The 21,212-nt window shown below is 41.9% G+C and carries 22 protein-coding genes; 15 read left to right on the top strand and 7 right to left on the bottom strand.

Translation table 11 applies throughout. The features are described from left to right. Window positions 1-29 precede the first annotated feature (29 nt). From BN6556_RS04580 to nadE, 3 genes are read left to right on the top strand one after another with little or no spacing between them, the layout of a single operon-like run. Entirely contained in the window at window positions 30-599 is a 570-nt protein-coding gene (locus tag BN6556_RS04580) for a cysteine hydrolase family protein (protein ID WP_066187831.1), read from the top strand. Beyond that, window positions 596-2,056, top strand: a complete 1,461-nt coding sequence (locus BN6556_RS04575; protein WP_066187829.1) for a nicotinate phosphoribosyltransferase — start codon at window positions 596-598, stop codon at window positions 2,054-2,056. The genes BN6556_RS04580 and BN6556_RS04575 overlap by 4 nt, the downstream gene beginning before the upstream one ends. A 14-nt stretch (window positions 2,057-2,070) precedes the next feature. Continuing rightward, complete coding sequence (gene nadE, locus BN6556_RS04570; RefSeq protein ID WP_066187828.1) at window positions 2,071-2,898, top strand: ammonia-dependent NAD(+) synthetase; 828 nt, start codon at window positions 2,071-2,073, stop codon at window positions 2,896-2,898. Window positions 2,899-3,241: 343 nt separating this feature from the next. On the opposite strand, the gene BN6556_RS04565 is transcribed toward nadE, so the two are convergent. The 3 genes from BN6556_RS04565 to BN6556_RS04555 form a co-directional block, all read right to left on the bottom strand. Then, window positions 3,242-3,421 (bottom strand): cysteine-rich KTR domain-containing protein, encoded by a 180-nt coding sequence (locus BN6556_RS04565; RefSeq protein WP_066187826.1) that lies wholly within the window; start codon window positions 3,419-3,421, stop codon window positions 3,242-3,244. A 276-nt stretch (window positions 3,422-3,697) separates the two neighbouring features. Further along, window positions 3,698-3,937, bottom strand: coding sequence for a DUF362 domain-containing protein (locus tag BN6556_RS04560; protein ID WP_066187824.1), 240 nt, complete (start codon window positions 3,935-3,937; stop codon window positions 3,698-3,700). Window positions 3,938-4,149: 212 nt separating this feature from the next. Beyond that, entirely contained in the window at window positions 4,150-4,767 is a 618-nt protein-coding gene (locus tag BN6556_RS04555; protein ID WP_066187822.1) for a superoxide dismutase, read from the bottom strand. Window positions 4,768-4,899: 132 nt separating this feature from the next. On the opposite strand from BN6556_RS04555, the gene BN6556_RS04550 reads away from it, so the two are divergent. From BN6556_RS04550 to BN6556_RS04535, 4 genes are all read left to right on the top strand, one after another. Then, window positions 4,900-5,517, top strand: a complete 618-nt coding sequence (locus BN6556_RS04550; protein ID WP_066187820.1) for a helix-turn-helix transcriptional regulator — start codon at window positions 4,900-4,902, stop codon at window positions 5,515-5,517. A gap of 76 nt (window positions 5,518-5,593) precedes the next feature. Beyond that, window positions 5,594-5,857: a hypothetical protein gene (locus tag BN6556_RS04545; protein ID WP_148436666.1), complete on the top strand. Its 264-nt coding sequence runs from the start codon at window positions 5,594-5,596 to the stop codon at window positions 5,855-5,857. 234 nt (window positions 5,858-6,091) lie between these two features. Next, entirely contained in the window at window positions 6,092-6,907 is an 816-nt protein-coding gene (locus tag BN6556_RS04540) for a ZIP family metal transporter (RefSeq protein ID WP_066187815.1), read from the top strand. Window positions 6,908-7,221: 314 nt separating this feature from the next. Next, a complete protein-coding gene (locus BN6556_RS04535; RefSeq protein ID WP_066187813.1) occupies window positions 7,222-8,790 on the top strand; it encodes a Vga family ABC-F type ribosomal protection protein in 1,569 nt (522 codons plus the stop codon). Window positions 8,791-8,807: 17 nt separating this feature from the next. Here BN6556_RS04535 and BN6556_RS04530 read toward each other — a convergent pair whose 3' ends face one another. The 3 genes from BN6556_RS04530 to BN6556_RS04520 form a co-directional block, all read right to left on the bottom strand. Further along, window positions 8,808-9,524, bottom strand: coding sequence for a class I SAM-dependent methyltransferase (locus BN6556_RS04530; RefSeq protein ID WP_066187810.1), 717 nt, complete (start codon window positions 9,522-9,524; stop codon window positions 8,808-8,810). 22 nt (window positions 9,525-9,546) lie between these two features. Further along, window positions 9,547-10,353 carry a methyltransferase domain-containing protein gene (locus BN6556_RS04525; RefSeq protein WP_066187808.1) on the bottom strand — a complete coding sequence of 269 codons (807 nt, stop codon included), beginning with the start codon at window positions 10,351-10,353 and terminating at the stop codon, window positions 9,547-9,549. A gap of 135 nt (window positions 10,354-10,488) precedes the next feature. Then, the gene (locus BN6556_RS04520; protein WP_066187805.1) at window positions 10,489-11,466 is read right to left on the bottom strand and encodes a ring-cleaving dioxygenase; all 978 of its coding nucleotides are present in this window, start codon (window positions 11,464-11,466) and stop codon (window positions 10,489-10,491) included. Between the two features lie 179 nt (window positions 11,467-11,645). Between BN6556_RS04520 and yfkAB the strand changes: the two genes are divergently transcribed. The 7 genes from yfkAB to BN6556_RS04485 all read left to right on the top strand — a co-directional run bounded on the left by yfkAB (window position 11,646) and on the right by BN6556_RS04485 (window position 19,034). Continuing rightward, window positions 11,646-12,779, top strand: a complete 1,134-nt coding sequence (gene yfkAB, locus BN6556_RS04515; protein WP_066187802.1) for a radical SAM/CxCxxxxC motif protein YfkAB — start codon at window positions 11,646-11,648, stop codon at window positions 12,777-12,779. Between the two features lie 317 nt (window positions 12,780-13,096). Beyond that, a complete protein-coding gene (locus tag BN6556_RS04510) occupies window positions 13,097-14,149 on the top strand; it encodes a fatty acid desaturase (RefSeq protein ID WP_066187799.1) in 1,053 nt (350 codons plus the stop codon). A 135-nt stretch (window positions 14,150-14,284) separates the two neighbouring features. Continuing rightward, window positions 14,285-15,409 carry a sensor histidine kinase gene (locus BN6556_RS04505; RefSeq protein ID WP_066187796.1) on the top strand — a complete coding sequence of 375 codons (1,125 nt, stop codon included), beginning with the start codon at window positions 14,285-14,287 and terminating at the stop codon, window positions 15,407-15,409. 1 nt (window position 15,410) lies between these two features. Next, complete coding sequence (locus BN6556_RS04500; protein WP_066187794.1) at window positions 15,411-16,010, top strand: DNA-binding response regulator; 600 nt, start codon at window positions 15,411-15,413, stop codon at window positions 16,008-16,010. 97 nt (window positions 16,011-16,107) lie between these two features. Then, window positions 16,108-17,511 carry a DHA2 family efflux MFS transporter permease subunit gene (locus BN6556_RS04495; RefSeq protein WP_066187791.1) on the top strand — a complete coding sequence of 468 codons (1,404 nt, stop codon included), beginning with the start codon at window positions 16,108-16,110 and terminating at the stop codon, window positions 17,509-17,511. Window positions 17,512-17,817: 306 nt separating this feature from the next. After that, entirely contained in the window at window positions 17,818-18,120 is a 303-nt protein-coding gene (locus tag BN6556_RS04490; protein WP_066187788.1) for a helix-turn-helix domain-containing protein, read from the top strand. Next, complete coding sequence (locus BN6556_RS04485) at window positions 18,117-19,034, top strand: IS3 family transposase (protein WP_066187785.1); 918 nt, start codon at window positions 18,117-18,119, stop codon at window positions 19,032-19,034. The genes BN6556_RS04490 and BN6556_RS04485 overlap by 4 nt, the downstream gene beginning before the upstream one ends. A gap of 473 nt (window positions 19,035-19,507) precedes the next feature. Here BN6556_RS04485 and BN6556_RS04480 read toward each other — a convergent pair whose 3' ends face one another. Beyond that, window positions 19,508-20,329: an MBL fold metallo-hydrolase gene (locus BN6556_RS04480; RefSeq protein ID WP_066187783.1), complete on the bottom strand. Its 822-nt coding sequence runs from the start codon at window positions 20,327-20,329 to the stop codon at window positions 19,508-19,510. Window positions 20,330-20,537: 208 nt separating this feature from the next. Between BN6556_RS04480 and BN6556_RS04475 the strand changes: the two genes are divergently transcribed. Then, a complete protein-coding gene (locus tag BN6556_RS04475; protein WP_066187779.1) occupies window positions 20,538-21,143 on the top strand; it encodes a YpjP family protein in 606 nt (201 codons plus the stop codon). Window positions 21,144-21,212 lie beyond the last annotated feature (69 nt).

Below are 21,212 nucleotides of genomic sequence, written 5' to 3'. Positions count from 1 at the left end.
CAGAATCCGATAGAAAAGAGGGATCATACGTGACAAAGGCATTATTAAATATTGATTATACCGTTGATTTTGTTGCGGACGATGGTGCGTTAACTTGTGGCAAACCGGGGCAAGCTTTAGAGGATACGATTGTGGCGATTACGGATCAATTTGTGAAAGAGGGAGCATATACGGTCTTTGCTGTCGATGTCCATGAAAAAAACGATCCGAACCACCCAGAGTCTAAGTTGTTTCCACCGCATAATATACGTGGAACAGAGGGGAGACAGTTATTCGGTCGTTTACATGATCGCTTTCAGAGGTATCAGACAAAGGAAAATGTTTATTATATGGATAAAACAAGGTATTCGGCCTTTGCAGGTACGGACTTGGAATTAAAATTAAGAGAACGACAGATAGAGGAAGTGCATTTAGTGGGAGTTTGTACAGATATTTGTATTTTGCACACAGCCGTTGATGCTTATAATAAAGGATTTCGAATCGTTATTTATCAGGATGCTGTTGCTTCGTTTAATCAGGCGGGACATGAATGGGCGTTGGGTCATTTTGAACAAACGTTGGGGGCAGCTGTCCGAGAATTTGGAGGAGACCAACCATGACATATGAAGACGATAGCTTAATGCTGCATACCGATTTATATCAAGTCAATATGGCGGAAACCTATTGGCGAGATGGAAAGGCGGATAAAAAAGCGATTTTTGAGCTGTATTTTCGGAAGCTGCCTTTTGATAATGGTTATGCCGTATTTGCTGGATTGGAACGGGTACTGAATTTTATAGAGAACTTTGGCTTTACGGAGAGTGATCTGGCCTATCTCAAGGAGGTTGGCGGTTATCAGGAAGATTTTCTTGATTATTTACGCTATTTGCGTTTTACCGGTTCAATCCGTTCAATGAAAGAGGGAGAAGTGGTATTTGCCAATGAGCCACTTATGCGAATTGAGGCACCCTTGGCAGAGGCGCAGCTGATTGAAACCCCGTTACTTAATATTGTGAACTACCAAACATTAATTGCGACCAAGGCGGCCAGGATTAAATATGTGGTTGGTGCGAGCACGGTGATGGAGTTTGGTACAAGACGTGCCCATGAAATGGATGCAGCTATCTGGGGGACGAGAGCCGCTTATATTGGTGGGTTCTCTGCAACCAGTAATGTTCGGGCAGGTAAGATCTTTGGTATCCCCATTGCAGGTACCCATGCCCATGCCATGGTGCAAGCCTATCAGGATGACTATTTGGCCTTTAAAAAATATGCCAGTACCCATCGTAATTGTGTTTTTCTGGTGGATACCTATGATACATTGCGTTCTGGTGTTCCTAATGCGATTCGCGTGGCCAAAGAGTTTGGTGATCGTATTCATTTTGAAGGGATTCGTCTCGATAGTGGAGATATGGCCTATCTTTCGAAAAAAGCTCGTAAAATGCTTGATGATGCCGGTTTTCCTGAGGCGAAGATTATTGCTTCGAATGATCTGGATGAATATACGATTCTCAATCTACAAGCTCAGGGTGCTGAGATTGATACGTATGGTATCGGGACGAAATTAATTACCGCCTTTGATCAAGCGGCTCTTGGTGGGGTGTATAAGTTAGTGGCTATCGAGGAGGATGGTGCGATGCAAGATACGATTAAGATCTCGGCTAATCCAGAGAAGGTAACGACACCAGGGGTCAAGAAGGTTTATCGTATTCTTAATAATGAAGACGGCAGATCAGAAGGGGACTATATTGCCTTAGCTTCGGAAAATCCCCAAGCGGAAGTACCGTTAAAAATGTTCCATCCGATCCACACGTATATAAGCAAATTTGTCAGTGATTTTACGGCAGTTGATCTGCATCAAGATGTAGTAGTTGATGGAGTAATTCATTACCAGCACCCTTCATTAAAAGAGATTCAGCAGTATGCCATGGGTAATATGGCGTTGCTCTGGGAAGAATATAAACGTACGATGAATCCGGCAGAATATCCGGTCGATCTTAGTGAAGCGTGCTGGGAAAATAAAATGAGTCTGATTAGAGATGTCAAACAACGAATGAAAGATAATATGAAATCATAGAAAGGGGTAGTCTCATGCGAGCATTACAAAAAGAGATTATCGAAGCATTAAATGTACAACCGAATATTGGACCACAGGAAGCCTTTCGCCGCAGTGTGGATTTTGTAAAGGAATATTTTAAGAAATATTCCTTCCTGAAGAGTGCGGTGTTAGGTATATCTGGCGGGCAAGATTCGACATTAGCAGGTTATGTTTGTCAAACGGCGGTAAACGAGCTGAATGACGAAGCACAAGAAGAAACCTATACATTTATCGCAGTTCGGCTGCCATATGGGGAGCAGGCGGATGAATCAGATTGTATTGAGGCTTTGGCATTTATCCAGCCAAGCCGCATCGTTCGTGTGAATATTAAGGAGGCCGTCGATGCGAGTGAGCGTGCTGTAAAAGCAGAGTTTGGCAGTATTAGTGAATTCGTCAAGGGCAATACCAAAGCACGTGAACGAATGAAGATACAGTATGATATTGCGGCGGCAAGCAGTGGTATCGTCATTGGCACCGATCATGCAGCAGAAGCAGTGACTGGTTTTTATACGAAATATGGCGATGGTGCAGCGGATATTTTACCTTTGTCTGGTTTGACTAAACGTCAGGGCAAAGCTGTTTTGCAAATGTTAGATTGCCCGGCACATTTATATAATAAGGTACCAACCGCTGACTTAGAGAGTGATCGCCCGCAGCTTCCCGATGAAGAGGCGCTTGGTGTGACCTATGATGCGATTGATGATTACTTGGAAGGAAAGGAAGTGCCGGATCAAGACGCCACCACGATTGAAGGCTGGTACGTAAAAACCCGTCACAAACGTGAATTGCCAGCAACCGTTTTTGATAGTTGGTGGAGGTAACACGTCTCGATCCATAAGCAATGTTAGAAAAAACTTACAAACGACCCTTGCCATTGTCTATTTTTCATTTCAGATGATAGAAAAAGGCCCTTATAAAGGATATAATCATGGAAATGAAAGGCTAGAAGAAATATTGAAATCATGCTTTGTCTTTAAAATTACGGATATAATGGAATAAATATACAACCCCCCTGTGCTTCTAACGGAGCAGGGGGAGCATTGATTGGCTTACATTTAATCGAAACGCTTGTGAAAGCAGCAAAGAATCTAAGCAAATGGAGTACGCTTAAAAATATTCATTTGCACAAAAAAATCCAATAAAATGAGTTCATTACTTCTCACTTTACTGGCTCTGCGTCTTAGCGTCTGGCTCTTCCATTAGTATTACTTTTGATTTTTTAACTCTAATTAAAGTTTCTTGCTTACATTTAGGACAAAAGAGTGGAAAGTTTTCCAAAATGGTATCGTGCCTAATTTTATTTCGAGTTTTATGGTTGCATACAGGACATAGTATCCACTTCATAATGTGCCCTCCTTTTAAAACTTTTCAACACATGTTTACCTAATCCCCATCTTATTTCATTCGACTTGGTTTGTTATATATTCCTTAATTTTAAAGTTTGAACCGTCAAACATAAAAGTAGTACAAATGACAAGTGAAATTATATATGATTGTAATCACAAGAATGAATCGATCCATTTTCTCTAATCGGTTTTCAATTTCCATAATAGTGAAGATTATATACCCTACAAAAAAAGGCTGCTATCTTATTGTGTGATAGCAGCCTGAACTTTCTATTTATTTATTGCCAAAAAAGGCCTCTGCCTTATCCAAGTATGGTTCCTGTTCAGGGGTGAGCTCATACTCTTCGACAATGGCATCCACTGGACAAACAGCTACGCATGCCCCACAGTCGATACAAATATCTGGGTCGATATAAAAATGATCGCTACCCTCTTCGATACAATCGACTGGACAAACCGTTGTACATTCCCCTGATTTCTCTGTCTCACACGGGGAAGTGATTACAAACGCCATTACCTATACCTCCTTCTCTGCTCTATATCGTGATGTTAAACGCTCGTCCATTTCCTTGGTAAAAAGGAATCGACGGCTGTTGATGTCACTAATCATCCTCGGGAAGCCTTAATCGACCATTACCCAGAGGAGATTTGCCTAGTGTACTTTATTACAAGTACAAGAAAAGAAGTGGAAAGGATTAGCCATTTCCACTTTTTTTCTTAGTTCTATTATACAGCGGCTGCGTATTTCTCTGCAACCACTTCCCAATTAATAATGTCATAAAAATTGGCGATGTAGTCTGGTCGGCGATTTTGATAGTTTAAGTAATAAGCGTGCTCCCAGACATCAATACCAAGAATGGCTGTTTTTCCTTCTGAAATAGGATTATCCTGATTCGGTGTGCTGGTTACTTCCAACTTGCCGTCGCTATTAACGATAAGCCATGCCCAACCAGAACCGAAACGGGTGGTGGCTGCATTGGTGAAGGCTTCTTTAAATTGTTCAAAGCTTCCAAATGTCTCTTCGATTGCTTGTGCCAGTTTTCCTTCAGGTTTCGTCGCGTTGGATCCGGGGGCAATCACTTCCCAAAATAACGTATGGTTGAAGTGACCTCCACCATTATTTCGAACCGCCGTACGGATCGAAGTTGGTACACTGTCTAAATCGGCTAAGATTGCAGTTAAACCTTTATTCGCAATCTCATCATGCCCTTCTAATGCTGCATTTAGTTTATCCACGTAGGTTTGGTGGTGTTTACCATGGTGGATCTCCATTGTTTTTTGATCAATCTGTGGCTCCAATGCGTCTGTTGCATAGGATAAAGCAGGTAAAGTAAAGTTTGCCATTATGTAACGCCTCCATTTTTTATATATTTTAGTATAAAAAGTATAATTATATGCTATACTATATATTAGAATTTTTCAAGCATTTTGTTTAAAATAATACTAACGAGTTAGATTATAGAGGAGGAAAGGAATATGCCTCACACTACGAAAGATAAGATTCTGGAACTGTTAAAAAAAGAAATCTCGCTTACGGTTAATGAATTGATCGAACAATTGCAGATCACCCATATGGCGGTGCGAAAACATTTAGCTACTTTAGAAAAGGACGACTTAGTGAGCGCCGAGTATGAGAAGACAAGTGTTGGTCGGCCTCGTCAGAAATATAGTTTGACCGCAAAAGGGGACAGGTTGTTTCCTAATAACTATGAATCCATTAGCCTTGAATTTTTAAAAGATACGGAAGAACTATATGGCTCCAAAGCGATTAAGCAGCTATTTCATAAAAGGGAGGAGCGACAAGTCCATCAATATAAGGAACTGGTTTCCTCTCGATTGCCAGCAGAACGAGTTCAACAGATGGTGGATATCCAAAATCAAAAAGGATATATGGCCGAATGGTTGGAACATACGGATCAACAATATGAGATTATCGAATACAATTGCCCCATCTTTGCGGTGGCTTCTGAATTTCATACCGCTTGTCAATGTGAGACCAGTATGTTTCAACAGGTGCTGGAAACGGAGCAAATTGAAAGGGTGCAATGTAAAACGGCGGGGAATAATCATTGTCGTTTTCTGATTGATTTTTAACGATAAGCAGCTATTTGAGATAGCAGCTTTATTTGTAGTCCCCTTGGCACAATCAGGATGTGGAAGGGATTTGACCATGAACGAATCTAACAGACAAAAACTGCCGAATCACGAAATGTTGTCCGTAAGAACGAATCTAACGGACAAAAAACCGCCGAATGATGAAATTGTGTCCGTAAGAACGAATCTAACAGACAAAAAACCGCCGAATGATGAAATATTGTCCGTAAGAACGAATCTAACGGACAAAAAACTGCCGAATGATGAAATTGTGTCCGTAAGAACGAATCTAACAGACAAAAAACCGCCGAATCACGAAATGTTGTCCGTAAGAATCTAACAGACAAAAACTGCCGAATCACGAAATGTTGTCCGTAAGAATCTCGCGGACGGAAGCGAGCACATCTCCTTCCGCAGTCCGTAAGAACGTTCTGTTTTCTTTGCATTCGTAATACAGGGTGGCGCAGGGGTTGTCCGTTTTTGCATATCTATATCTGCTAACCTCCTTCTTTATTGTCATCGAATCAAAAAAGTGATACGGTAGCTATATCTGACAAAAAGAAGGTAATATAGAATGATGGAATTTTTTCAAGGACTACACCCTGTTACACAAGCACTGATTGCAACATTGTTCACCTGGGGCATGACCGCCTTAGGGGCAACCTTGGTATTTGCCACCAAAAAGGTAAATCAAAAACTACTAGACAGTATGTTGGGGTTTGCTGGCGGGGTAATGATCGCAGCCAGTTATTGGTCGCTTTTAGGCCCTGCCATCGAATCTTCAACGGATCATACGATTGGAGCTTGGTTCCCTGCTGCATTAGGCTTTTTGCTTGGTGGCTTTTTCATCTGGGTGATTGATAAGATATTGCCACACCTGCATCCAAACGCCAAAGCGCAAACAGCGGAAGGGGTGGCGCCTAACAAACGAAAACGAAGCACCTTACTGGTATTAGCGATTACCATTCATAACATCCCGGAAGGTCTGGCAGTAGGGATTGCCTTTGGTGCATTAGCCACACAAGGTACAGAAGCAGCCCTTGCTGGTGCAATCACCTTGGCGCTGGGAATTGGGATACAGAACTTCCCAGAGGGGGTAGCTGTGGCTATGCCGCTTCGAGGAGATGGGATGTCCCGAGGCAAGAGTTTTTTCTATGGACAGTTCTCTGGAATGGTCGAACCAATGGCTGCCGTCATCGGGGCGTTTGCTGTTGCCTATATCGAGCCATTACTTCCTTATGCCTTAAGTTTTGCGGCTGGTGCGATGATTTTTGTTGTAGCGGAAGAGGTGATTCCGAGTTCTCAAGAAAAAGGGAATCGGGACTTGGCAGCCATCAGCTTAATGATCGGTTTTGTCTTAATGATGGTATTAGATGTAGCATTAGGTTGATAGCTATCGACAAGAAAAGATTGACAGATGCTCCCTGCATTCGTTAAACTAGAGCTAACAAATATGAAAGGGTGAATCGAAGCCGATGAAGTTATAATCCTATTTTTTCGCCATGATGTCCATAAAGTAACAGCTTACGCTTGAAGAGGAGCGGTCTGTCTTTAGGACAATATGCAGAATAGGATTGTAACCTTCATTACTGTCATTTCTTTATTGGATGATATCAGTATACCCTTTTCGGTAAAGTAGTGCCTCCTATTCTGCAAACAAGAATATGGGGGCATTTTTTGTCCCTGGATAGACGGAGGGATTCGATGTTATTAGAGGCAAATAACCTCATTGTTTCTGTACAAGGCAGAACGCTAATAGAAATAGAGGAACTGGAAATACACGAAGGTGAACGGATTGGTTTAATTGGGAAAAACGGCAGTGGTAAAACCACCTTATTACGGATGCTTGCCAGCGAAAAGATACCGGAGGAAGGCGAAATACATGGCTATACATCGATTGATTTTCTCCCACAGCTTAAGGAACAAATCGCTGATAAAAGCGGTGGTGAAGTAACACAGCAATATATCCAAGATGCATTTGCGACCCAAGCGGAACTATTATTTGCCGATGAGCCGACGACACATTTGGACACGGCACATATCGAATGGGTGGAGAAGCACTTTTTACACTGGCAAGGCGCATTTATTGTGGTCTCTCATGATCGTGCCTTTCTTGATCGGGTGTGTAATCAGATTTGGGAGATCAATGACCAAAAGCTTAGGGTCTTTAACGGCAATTATCAAAACTATCGAGAACAAAAGGAAATCGAACAACGAGAACGCGAGGCAGAATATGAAAAATATCAAGAGAAGCGGCAGCAATTAACGAAGGCAATCGAACAAAAGGAAGTGCGGGCTCAACGTGCAACCAAGAAACCGCAACGAGTGAGTAACTCCGAAGCAGGCAGTATTGGGGCCAAACCATACTTTGCCAAAAAACAGAAGAAGTTGCGACAGACCGCCAAATCATTAGAAACAAGATTAGATAAATTGGAGAAGGTAGAAAAGCCTTTTGAAGAAAAGCCATTAAGAATGGAGCTGCCTCAACAGGAGAAGTTATCAGGCAAGACGCTGATTCAGGCAAATCATGTGGATGGTACCATCGGTCAGCGAACGCTTTGGCAAAATGGGACCTTCCAAGTCAAGGCAGGGATGAAGCTGGCGATTATTGGTGATAATGGCAGTGGCAAAACGACCTTGCTGCGTAAATTGTTATCACGAGAGGAAGGAGTCCAGGTTTCTCCGGCTTGCCAGATTGGCTACTTTAAACAAGACTTATCATTGCTTGAGACGGATCGTTCCATTTTGGCGAATGTGCAAGAAGATTCTGTACACGAGGAAACTTTGATACGTACGGTGTTAGCACGCCTCCATTTTTATGGCGATCAAGTCCATAAGAAAGTGGAGGTGTTAAGTGGCGGGGAGCGGGTGAAGGTAAGCCTCGCCAAAATACTGCTAGGTAATAGCAATACCTTGATCCTTGATGAGCCTACCAACTTTTTGGATATCGAGGCCATGGAGGCATTGGAAAAATTGCTGATCGAATATGAAGGAAGCCTCCTGTTTGTCTCTCATGATCGTCGTTTTGTCGAAAGAATAGCAACGGCCATACTGGAGATCAAGAATGAACATTTGCACTTTTTTGCTGGAGATTATCCTGCTTATTTAGAGCAACAGCAACAGCCTGACGAATCAAACGACGATCAAGAAGACTTATTGCTGATCGAGACAAGGATCACCGAGGTGTTAAGCAAGCTGAGTTTGGATCCTAGCCCAGAGCTGGAGGAAGAGTTCCAGCAATTAGTGAAGAGAAAAAGGGAATTAACGGACTAAGCAGAAGGAAGTGGAGACTAAATCCACTTCCTTTCCATTTTTGCTATTTTTCTAGCTCTTACAATGATGATATCAGGTGTTTCCTGCTGTCCATGGCTTTCTTCATAAAAACCATCAATAAGAAAGCCGTGTTGAAAGAAGGTGTGAAATAGATCCTGCAAAGAACGATGGTAGTAACAATGTGGCTGAGATTGTCCTTCAATGGCAATATCTTTATAACTGTGCGCTGTTAGGTATTGGTCGGTTAGGGTTATAAAACAAGGGTGCTGTGTGGCAAATACAAATACCCCGTTTTCTTCGATTAAGTGATAGACAGCTTGAAATAAATGCGTGATTTCCGCCATATCCATTATAGCCATATTAGACACTGCCTTCGTGTATGGACGGCTTCTTTCTAATGTCATTAATTCTTGTTTGTTGGTGGCATCGATAACGTGAAAACGGATCTTATCCTGGTATTTCCGTTGTCTTTTTTTCGCCAGTTTGATCATGGTACGACTATAATCAAAGGCGACTACCTCTGCCCCTTTTTCGGCAAGGTAAGCCGAGTAATTACCATTTCCACAGCCAATATCCAAAATAAAATCGTCTGCAGTAATGTGTAGAAGCTCACTTACTTTGGGGCGTACGGTTTCTCGGTGGAATCGATTAGAGGCATCTCCCATGTAATCATCCCAAAAAGCTGCATTGTTTTCCCAAGCTTTCCGACTTTCCTCAACAGAGTATTCCTTCATAGCTATTCCTCCCTCGTAATGGTTATACTTTACCTACCAAGATATCCAAATCTACGGTAATCTGAGAAAGTGGGCGGGCTTTGCTTTTCCCCCAGGTTAGTGGTGTCATACGCCATAAATGTTCGGCAGTGCCTGAAGGTATGTCCCATTTATATTGTATCGTCTTCTGTTTTACCATTTGCAGCTGCTTGCGAAAATGCGCGCTCGTATCGTCATTAACATATTGTCGATTTCCTTGGAGTTGTTCCCTGATCTCGATTAAATAATAGGCTCGCGGTATCACTTTGATAATCAAGCCACCTGGTACTGCTAAACGTCGGAATTCTTGGTAATTGGCTGGTGATAAAATATTTAATAAAACATCAAATGAATTTGCCTGAAACGGACTGTTAGCAAGGTCTGCCACTGTCCATAAGATACCGGGATGATATTTGGCTGCGGTTTGTATCCCGTCTTTACTGATATCGATGCCAACTCCTCTGCCTTGCTGCTGATAATGCTGCAGTATATTGGCGAGGTGGGAACCTTCCCCGCAACCGATGTCCAGTATAATCTCCCTGTCGATTAGTTCGGCGAGTTTCTGATGTAAAGGGTCATACATTCCGTTTTGAATAACCTGATATCTGGACTCGAAAAGCTCTCGGTCGTAATCAGTAGGGGAAGGTTTTCCGTAGAAATTAATGTAGCCTTTTTTGGCGATATCAAACAGGTGCTGGGAGGAACATCGAACGACGGTACCGTTTACTGTGAGATTGCCGTGACATATCGGACAGCGAAATAATGACTGACTATCACGCAATAGCTGTGCCGTCCATTCTTTTTTGTTCATGTCGTTTTCCCTCCATTTTTTAGTAAGCTATAATTAGCATACCATGTTCCACCTATAAAAAAAATGAGCAAAACTTGCCCTGTCCTTTCTTCTTTTATAAAAAAATGACCAAGCCTATCAGCTTGATCATTGTTCCTATTCTTTTTCAAATGTCTTCGTACTTCTAACGGTGTCAATATGACGGACCATGCCTTCAATCTCTTCTCGTTTGTTCTCTAAAAATGGTGGCAAGGATAGCTTTTCTCCAAGGGTTTCGTATGGTTCGTCCCCCATAAAGCCAGGACCATCTGTAGCCAATTCGAATAGAATCTGTGGTGCGACTCTGGTATATAAGGAATGAAAGAAGAAACGATCGACATAGCCAGATGTTTGCAAACCAAATTTACGGTAGTGCTGATCCCAATCGTGTAATGTTTCAATATCCTCAATCCGAAAAGCGGCGTGATGGACGGTGCCATATCCTTGCTGTGCAACCGGCATTTCCTGATTTTCTTCTACAATGACCTGAGCGCCATTTCCACCTTCTCCTACCTCAAACAAGTGATTATTGCCTTCCTGCCCGATTTCGGTGAACATTAAGACCTTTTCCATCATTTGTTTAAAATAGTTAAAATCATGAATACGGACAGAGATTGGTCCAAGGCCTGTAATTGCATATTCTAACGGGATCGGGCCATTTTTCCATGGAGTGCCGCTTGCAACACCTTCATTGCCTTCGTCCGAGATAAGTTGATACTGTTGATCATCAAAATCAACGAAAGATAGTGTCTGTTTGCCGAATTGTTGTTGGATTCCGTCATTCTTGATCTCCAAGCGATTTAGTCGTTGCAACCAGTAATCGATGGCGTCATCGGATGGAACACGAAATGCCGACCGAAAGATCTCATTGGTGCCATGTATGCCTTTTGGAATACCAGGAAAATCAAAGAATGTCATATCCGTCCCTGGGCTTCCTTTATCATCGGCAAAAAATAGGTGATAGGTTTGGATATCATCTTGGTTAACAGTTTTCTTCACTAATCGCATGCCCAGTACTTCGGTAAAGAAACGGTAATTTGCTTCTGCGCTGCTAGTAATGGCTGTGACGTGGTGCATCCCTTTTAAACCATTCATATATATTCAACTCCTCATTGGATTATAAATATTTCGAATTCGAGATAAATATAACAAATGATTCACTATAATGCAATGTAGAAGGCTTGTTCCGAGACACAATCGATATTTTACAGGCAAGGGTTGAAGATGTTTGTTACAATAGAAGAGCGAGTTTAGACAAGAAAGGAAGTTGAACGATGGTATCTGTAAACCAAATAAAACCAACAATCACGTCATCCTATGACCCATGGGAAGCCTATCTCGATGTCGAAGAGTATGGCGAGATGACGTTGACTAATATAGAATTTACAACGACCCATCTTTGTAATATGCGTTGTGCCCATTGTGCAGTGGGTTATACGTTGAGAGACAAGGATCCTGACGCCTTACCTTTTTCCTTATTGAAACAACGATTAGATGAAATTCCGCATCTCCGTACATTGAGCATTACTGGTGGAGAACCGATGATGTCGAAAAAGTCTGTTCGTGAATATGTTGTCCCTTTGCTTCGTTATGCCCATGAACGAGGGGTGCGAACACAGATTAACTCCAATTTGACCTTGCCTTACAGTCGTTATGAAGCAATTATTCCTTATTTAGATGTGTTACATATTTCGCATAATTGGGGCACGCCAGAAGAATTCGCTGAAACAGGTTTTGCGAATATGGAACGAAAACCAAATGAAGAAAATCGCAAAAAGTATTTTGAGCGAATGGTGGAAAATTCACAAAATCTGGCAGCTGAAGGGGTGATGGTCTCCGCCGAAACGATGTTAAACAAGCGGACATTCCCTTATCTGGAATCGATTCATGATCATGTGGTGGAAATGGGTTGCGTGCGCCATGAGATCCATCCGATGTACCCCGTGGACTTTGCTAGTGATCTGCAGACATTGAGTTTAACAGAAATGCAAGAAGGGCTGGAACGATTGCTAAACCATCGCCAGCAAGGTATCTGGATGTTGTTTGGCACCCTTCCTTTTTATCCATGCAGTCAGAATGAAGAGGAACTTGCGTTGCTGCAGCGATTATATCGAGAGAAGAATGTCACCGTGAGAAATGATCCAGATGGTCGTTCTCGGTTGAATGTGAATATTTTTTCCGGGGAAGTGATTGTTACTGACTTCGGCGATGAGGAAGAACCGTCATTAGGAAACATTCAGAACACCCCGCTGCAGACTTCTTTTCAACGATGGATGGATTCAAAAACGGCGCAGTCATTAAATTGCCATTGCCCAGCTGTAAAATGTTTGGGACCAAATATTCTGGTGAAAAATACGTACTATCAAGGAGTAGACTTCACGAAACGATTTGCTAATATTTCGAGGTAGGCGAGTTTTATTCAGGATGAATTGGCGGCTTTGCATTCTTATGGACTCGGGAGCGGGGTTTGCTTTCTCCAGTCCACGATAATGATTCTTACGGACTGAGGAATGGGAAAAATTCTCTCCAGTCCGTAAATCTCTATCTCATCACCTTAGATGAATAAAAACACAGGAAATCCACACCACATTATCCAATATCAACAAGCTCTAATAAATAATATGACATTTGTCATGATAAATTCCTGACAAGTGTGTCTAAACAGATAGCAGTCCCTGCTTTATACTTATGAACACAGTAAGTTTTTCGAAAGTAGGGATGCAAAATGAGTAAACAAAAGCAGGCACAACTGAGGAAAGATGTGATGCCATATGCAACCTCTAAAACAAAAACAAGTCTCATCCAATTATTAAATACAATACCTCCCTTTTTTATTTTATGGCTTTTGGCCTATCAAAGCTTATCCTTCTCGATTTGGTTAAGTTTGCTATTTAGCATCGGGGCAGCAGGCTTTATGGTACGAATGTTTATTATTTTTCATGATTGTGCCCATCAATCTTTTTTCAAAAACCCAAAATTAAATCGAGTGCTGGGAACGATTACTGGCGTTATTACGCATTTTGCCTTTGAAAAATGGAAAAGGGAACATGCGATTCATCATGCCACCAGTGGTAACTTGGATCAGCGCGGGATTGGTGATATTTGGATCATGACGGCAGCAGAATATGAAAATGCCGGAAAGTGGGAAAGGCTGCAATATCGCTTATATCGAAATCCGTTGATCATGTTTGGTCTGGGGCCGCTTTCCCTATTCCTCTATAGCAATCGATTCAATCGAAAAGCCGCTAAGAAAAAGGAGAGACGTAACACCTACCTTATCAATGTATTATTAGTTTTGCTTTACGCATTGATTACATTCACCTTAGGCTGGCAGGCATTGGTATTTGTGCAATTGCCTATCGTTTATATAGCTGGTGTACTAGGCATTTGGTTGTTTTATGTACAGCATCAGTTTGAAGATTCTTATTTTGAAAATGAGTCCGAATGGGATTATGTCAAGGCAGCTGTAGATGGAAGTTCTTATTATAAATTGCCAAAATGGCTGGAATGGATGACGGGCAGCATTGGCTATCACCATGTCCATCATTTAGCGCCCAAAGTGCCCAACTATCATTTAGAACAGGCGCATCGGGAAACACCGCCATTACAAAAGGCAACAACGATTACCTTAAAAACCAGTTTAGAATCGATTAAGTTCCGTCTGTATGACGAAGATCAAAAGACGTTTATTAGTTTTCGTGAAATGAAAAAGCGATTGAAGCAAAAACAATCGCATTCTCTCTCTGCTGCGAAACCACCACATACGATTCGATCATAAACGTAATCCCCCTGCTGTTTAGGGGGATTATTTGATGCAGGGATATGATGAAAAATATATTTCTGTATAAGAGTATAGAATAATGAATAATTCTGATAAAATAACATCAAGCAGGATGAAAGAGGAGGTAATGCTGTGCGCCACTGGTATCATATTTTCCCTCGTAATACGGGATTGAGTTTATATATATGGATTATTTTCTGTGTGCTTCCCTTCTACTTTATCTTCCGTTCGACGTCTTTGTGGGAGATTGGTTTTGGAGTGGCAGTGACCTTACTATTTTTTGCCGTCTATTGGTTTACATTCACCTCGCACGGACCACTTGTTTATATCGGATTGAGTATCGAATTTCTAATTAACGTGGTCATGACGATCTTATTTGGCTATGTGTATTATGCGTTGTTCACCGCCTTTTTTGTTGGAAACATCCGTAGTAAATCTGGTTTTATTACCATGTATGTGCTTCATTTGGTGACGACAGTAGGGGCGATTACAGCGGGCTTTTTCCTGGATTATACATTGTTTTTAAATCAGCTGCCCTTTTTAATTATGACGGTGCTTGGGGTGATTTTACTCCCCATTAATCGTTATAACCGTCTCAAGCAAGAAGAATTAGAAGTGAAGTTAGAGGATGCTAATCGTAAAATCGCGGAGTTGGCTATTGTAGAGGAGCGGAACCGCATTGCCCGTGATTTACATGATACATTAGGCCAGCGATTATCGATGATTGGATTGAAGAGTGAGCTTGCGGCAAAGCTGATTGAGAAAGATGGCAATGCCGCTAGAAAAGAACTAGAGGATATTCAGAGTACATCCAGACAAGCGTTAAAAGAAGTGAGAGAGATGGTCTCCAATATGAAGAATATTCGTCTTGCGGAAGAATTAGATCATGTGAAGCAGTTAATGGAGGCTGCCCAGATAAAGCATGATATGCGAGTGGAGATAGATGTAACCCATATGCCCATTTTGATTGAAAGTGTGTTAAGCATGTGTCTGAAAGAGGCGGTTACTAATGTGGTCAAGCATAGTCAGGCAGAGCGGTGTACAGTGCAGCTAACCGAAACGGCGCAAGAAATCAGCTTATTGGTGGAGGATAATGGTTTTGGGGTGTCAGGGATGCTGGAGGCAGGCAATGGATTGCAAGGTATGCGTGAACGTCTTTCTTTCATTAATGGCACCTTAGATATATCCGATAGTCCGGAGGGGTTTAAAGTGGAGATTACCGTTCCGATCGTACTGAGGCAGATAGAGGAGGGATAATATGATTCGAATGGTGATTGCGGAAGATCAACAATTATTATTAGGTGCATTAGGTGCATTGCTGGATTTGGAAGATGATATGACGGTAGTGGGTAAGGCAAGCAATGGTACAGAGGTATTGCAATTAGTAGAAAAAGAACAGCCTGACATCTGTTTGCTGGATATTGAAATGCCTGTTATGACAGGTCTTGAAGCAGCAGAACGCCTGAAGGATCAGTCATGCAAGGTCATTATCTTAACTACTTTTGCCCGCCCTGGTTATTTTGAACGTGCAAGAAAGGCGGACGTCAGTGGCTATTTGCTAAAAGATAGTCCAAGCGAAGATTTAATGCAATCGATCCGGCAGATTATCAAGGGAAAGCGAATCTACTCTCCTGAATTAATTGACCTTGCCTTTGCAGAAAAAAACCCACTAACAACACGGGAAGTGGAGGTAATGGAGTTATTGATAGAAGGGAAGTCAACGAAGGCAATTGCCAAGGAACTATATCTGTCCCATGGCACCATTCGAAATTACATCTCCATTATTTTGGATAAGCTGGAAGTAGCTAACCGTATGGAAGCAATTGCGAAAGTACAAGAAAAGGGTTGGTTAAAATAGTAGCTGGCCAGTAGTTACTATTTTTTGCTTTTTTGCTTAAAAAAACATACAATATCTTTCGTGACTATATTATTTTTAATTGAACGGGAGTGAACATATGTCTGTATCTGTTGAAAAAAGAGGGACCATCGTTGCGCTGTTATTAGCAGGGGCGTTTATTGCGATTTTGAATCAAACATTGATGATAACGGCCATTCCGCCGATCATGAATGAGATGAGTATTACGGCTAATTCAGCACAATGGCTGACAACGATTTTTATGATGATAAATGGAATTATGATTCCTGTTACTGCCTTTTTAATGGATCGTTTTACGACGAGGCAATTATTTCTCACGGCGATGAGTATATTTGCTGTAGGTACATTAGTCGCTGCCGTGGCACCGAATTTTTCATTTTTATTAGCGGGGCGAATTATTCAATCGGCGGGTGCTGGGGTGATGCTGCCATTAATGCAAACCGTGTTTTTATTGATATTTCCTGTGAATAAGCGAGGAAGCGTAATGGGGCTGGTCGGTTTGGTTATTTCTTTTGCACCTGCGATTGGGCCATCACTGTCTGGTTGGGTAACAGAACACTATTCGTGGCGGGTTTTATTCTATATCATTCTACCGATCGCGATTATTGATATTATTATTGCTTATTTTGTAATGAAAAATGTAACAGAAGTAGCTAAACCAAAACTGGATGTACTATCGGTCATTCTCTCTTCGTTTGGTTTTGGTGGATTATTATATGGATTTACAAGTGCCGGTAATAATGGCTGGGCGGCGCCTGTCACGATTATTGTATTGATCATCGGTGTCTTGTCGTTACTCTGGTTTATTTTGCGCCAGTTTAAATTAACTCATCCGATGTTGGAATTTCGCGTGTTTACTTACTCGATCTTTCCATTTACGGTGGCCTTAGGGATGATTGCTTTTATGGGGTTGATTGCAGTGGAGACCTTGATTCCGCTATATATGCAAGAAGCCCGGGATTTTAGTGCGATGCAGTCTGGTCTGGTTATTTTACCAGGTGCATTAATTACTGGTTTAATGTCGCCGATTACAGGCAGGATTTTTGATAGAATTGGTGGCAGATGGCTCGCGATTATTGGTTTCTCCTTAATGGTAATTGGTTCTCTTCTGTATACCATATTAGATGATAAAACGTCGATGACTTATTTAACCGTTGTGTTTATGATTCGTATGCTGGGCATTTCCATGGTAATGATGCCAGTAGCAACGGCAGGGTTGAATCAACTTCCGAAGCGGCTGATTGCCCATGGAGCTGCTATGGATAACACGTTGCGTAATGTTTCGGCTTCAGTTGGAACGGCTATCATGGTAACGGTCATGACTCAAACAGAAGCAATCGCAGAGCAAGCAGAGAAAGCATTCCCAGCGATTGTAGGCGCCAATACAGCATTTTTGGTGCTGTCTATTATTACCTTGATTGGATTAGGGCTGTCGTTCTTTGTCAAAAATAGCAGGCCAACGGATATTGATGAAGAAGGCTAGATTAGATGAAAAAACTTGGTGCACAGCGGCCAAGTTTTTTTCATGGGTAAGAAAATGAGTGTTAGCTTTATGTCACCGTTCTGTTTTTTGTTGTGAATAAGCCCGGCGGAAACCAGTGAAAATCTCACGGACAAAAAACCGAGGGATCGAGGAATTCTGTCCGTAAGAATAGATCTCACGGACAAAAAACCGAGGAATCGTAAAGTTTTGTCCGTAAGAATATGATATTGTATTAGTAGAGTAGACAAGTTCGAGACATGTCCACTATAATAGGGAATTTAATCAACAGGAGAGTGGGCGGAACAGATGAGAACTTATAGTTATGAATTGAAGAAAGAAGTAGTGGGGAAATATTTTGAAGGACATGCCATTCGAGACTTAGTACAAACATATGATATTAGTGATGGAAGAGTGGCTAGACGTTGGGTACAAAGAGTTCGAGAGGGAGGTTATGAAGCGCTTACAAACAAGAAGCAACCTAGTGACAAACAAAGGAAAAACCTGGAGACAAAAGCGAAAAAGAAAGAGCTAACTAAAGACGAAAAACTCGAGCGTCAGGCGCTCCAGATTGAATTATTAAAAAAGCTTTTGGAGTTGGAAAGGGGGTGAGAGAACAGAAAGAGCTACAGTTTGCTTTTATTGAAGCCAATGCCAAGGATTATCCGGTGACGGACTTAGTGGAGCTAACCGATGTATCGAGGGCAGGTTATTATAAGTGGAAAAACCGTGGAGGCGGCAGTATGCAAGCGAATCAAGATGAACAATTGTATAGCTACTTATGGAAGTTGCATCAGGAGCATCGTGGGACACTGGGGAGAAAACGAATGAAAATAGCTCTGAAGGAAACCTATGATATTCAGGCGGGAGAAATGCGTGTAGCTCGTATCATGCGACAATATGGCTTGCGTTGTAAGATTCGACAAAAGCGCTATGTGAAACGTCATGACAGCCATCATAAAGTAGCGAATATCTTGGATCGTAACTTTCATGCGGAAAAGCCAGGATGCAAATTTGCCATTGACATCACCTACTTGCCTGTCCAACAAGGGGTTAATAAATTTCTTTATTTATGCGCCATTAAGGACCTGTTTCATGATGAGGTGGTAGCTCATGCCGTGGGACCTCGTCAAGACATGGCATTGGTCTATGAGGCTTTAGAGGGCTTAAAAGAAAAAACGTTTGTGAAAGGCGCCATCCTACATAGTGATCAAGGCACACAATTCACAAACGCTGGTTATCAAATGCGTGTCCAAGAGATGGGTCTCACACCATCCATGTCCCGCAGAGGCAACTGCTGGGATAACGCATGTATTGAAAACTTCTTCAGTCACGCAAAATGTGAAATGGCCTGTTTCTTTGAAGACGCAAAGACAGCATCTGAAGTGCAATACGCGATAACCGAGTACATTCACTATTACAATCATAAACGAATCCACACCAAATTACAAACAAATCCTGTGCACTTTATCGAGCGATGGGAGGGTCAATGGGGCACAAGAGGAACAGCGAAAGCCACAGCGTAGCTGCTTGTCCTTGCCAGCTATGCCTCTTCTTAGCGATTCGCTGTGTTGGGACCCGGGACCCGACCAGCGAGAGCTTAGAAGAGATGGGTCATGGTACGCTGCATGCGCGAATCGACAGCCCTTAAAGGCTTTATTTTTCCCGATTCGACATGCCTACCTCACCACGACCCCAAATAGCTGGCAAGGATGGCGGATAAACGGCCTACGTATCATCAGGGTAAGAAAAAATGACGGACAATTTCGTTTGTCTACTTGACAGATGCATGTGCAATAGATCTCACGGACAAAAAACCGAGGAATCGTAAAGTTTTGTCCGTAAGAATAGATCTCACGGACAAAAAACCGAGGAATCGTAAAGTTTTGTCCGTAAGAATGAATCTCACGGACAAAAAACCAAGGGATCGCAAAATTCTGTCCGTAAGAACCAAATCTCACGGAACCAATACTATTCAAGGCAACTTCCCTCTTTGCGTTTAATGCCGCTTATGTTTCGGTACGGCTTGTTGTGCAAAGTGGTCGGCTAATTGTTGGAGCTCTTCTTTCATGAATTCTCCCTGCATGGGCAGGCCGTGTCCTGCGATGATAGTATCTGGCTGTAAGGCGGCTAATCGTTTCACGGATTCCTCTGCTAGATACCAATCCTCTGTAAAATAGGCTGGGGGTCCATGTAGACGTTGAAAGGGAAAGAAAATGGATAAAGAGGACTCTGACTTTTCCGTTGCAATTGCATCCCCGGCGACCAACAACTTATCTTTTTCACGAAAAAAACTGATATGACCTACCGTATGCCCAGGTGTTTCAATATAACGCCACTCTGGGAGGCACGGGATCGTACCATCAGAAGGCAAAGCAGTCACGAGATCCCCTAGGTGTTCTGGCTTTGTCGGAAAAAAGACAGACATTAAGGAAACTCCACCGCCAACAGTAGGGTCACAAGGCATATAAGCTGCCTTGCCAGTTGCATAAGGTAACTCCTTTTCATGCATAAAGATAGGTACATTCCAGTATTTGGCCAGTGTTTTCGCTGAACCAATATGATCAAAATGCCCGTGAGTAAGTAGAATGGCAAGAGGTGGTTTCTCGCCATAGCGCTCTTTGCAGGCATGCAGAATACGATCTCGGTATTTTTTTAACCCTGTATCAATTAAAACCCAATCCTCTGTGGGTGAGCCAACCATAATTACGTTCGCAAATAGTGTGCGGTAATATGCGATATCTGATTGTATTTCTTCCGTTATGGCATTGTCAAAATCACGCAGACGTTCTATCTCTTTCCAGGCTTCCTCTTTATCCATGTCTTGTACTCTCCTTTGTTATTCGTGAATTATGTATGGAAAATATCAAATATATGGTTGATTCCTATTTTATAGTTTGTCTGGTAAATCCATATCTATACGAAAACAAAAAAACTTAGGAATTTTTGTGTAATCCAAGGAATGGTATAGACAAATAAACAAAACATGATAAACTTTTAGTAAGGAGATATAAAGGAGTTTGGTCCAGATGAAGAAGTGGTTGAAGAAAAGTACCGTCTTATTAGTAACAATCTTGACATTGGGCTTATACGTCCCTCCTATCTCGATAGATGCGGATGTAGACAAGAGCACGTGGGAGCCTAAGGAAGATCAGGCGAAGCCGGTTGAAACTCAAACACAAGAAGATGCGATATCTCAAGAAGACTTGGTGTTTGAAGAAGATTCGGACCAGCTTTATTTGCAAGCCCTTAATCAAGCGGCAAAAGAGAAGCTAACCATGAAATTAGGATCTAAAATAGGTAGTAAGGTGAATGAAGAAGTGGAACAAGTGATTTTACCTAACCTTGATGAGGTATTGGATACGATTTATGAAGAAAAGGGTAAAGCAGCAAGTCAATATCTGATGATTGCTGAAGATCCTTCTGGTGGATACGGCGAACGAATCTTTAACCTCTATGATGCCAATGCAAAAGAAAATATTGCTAAATTTCATGTGAATCGCTTGAGGAAGCCGCAAGACGGTTATTATTTTCAATTTCACTATCATCTGAAAAAGGATCAATTCGAAGAGCATTTACCCATTGGTGAAGTCTATTGGGGAAAGGATACCCCGCCTAAATGGATGTCTACTTAGATAAAAATGCCTAAGCTACAGGATAGCTTAGGCATTTTTAATACCATTATAAAGTGAATTGCAGACGTT

Source organism: Gracilibacillus timonensis, from assembly GCF_900086715.1.
Classification (GTDB): Bacteria; Bacillota; Bacilli; order Bacillales; family Amphibacillaceae; genus Gracilibacillus; species Gracilibacillus timonensis.
This window is presented reverse-complemented; position numbering and strand designations above follow the sequence as displayed.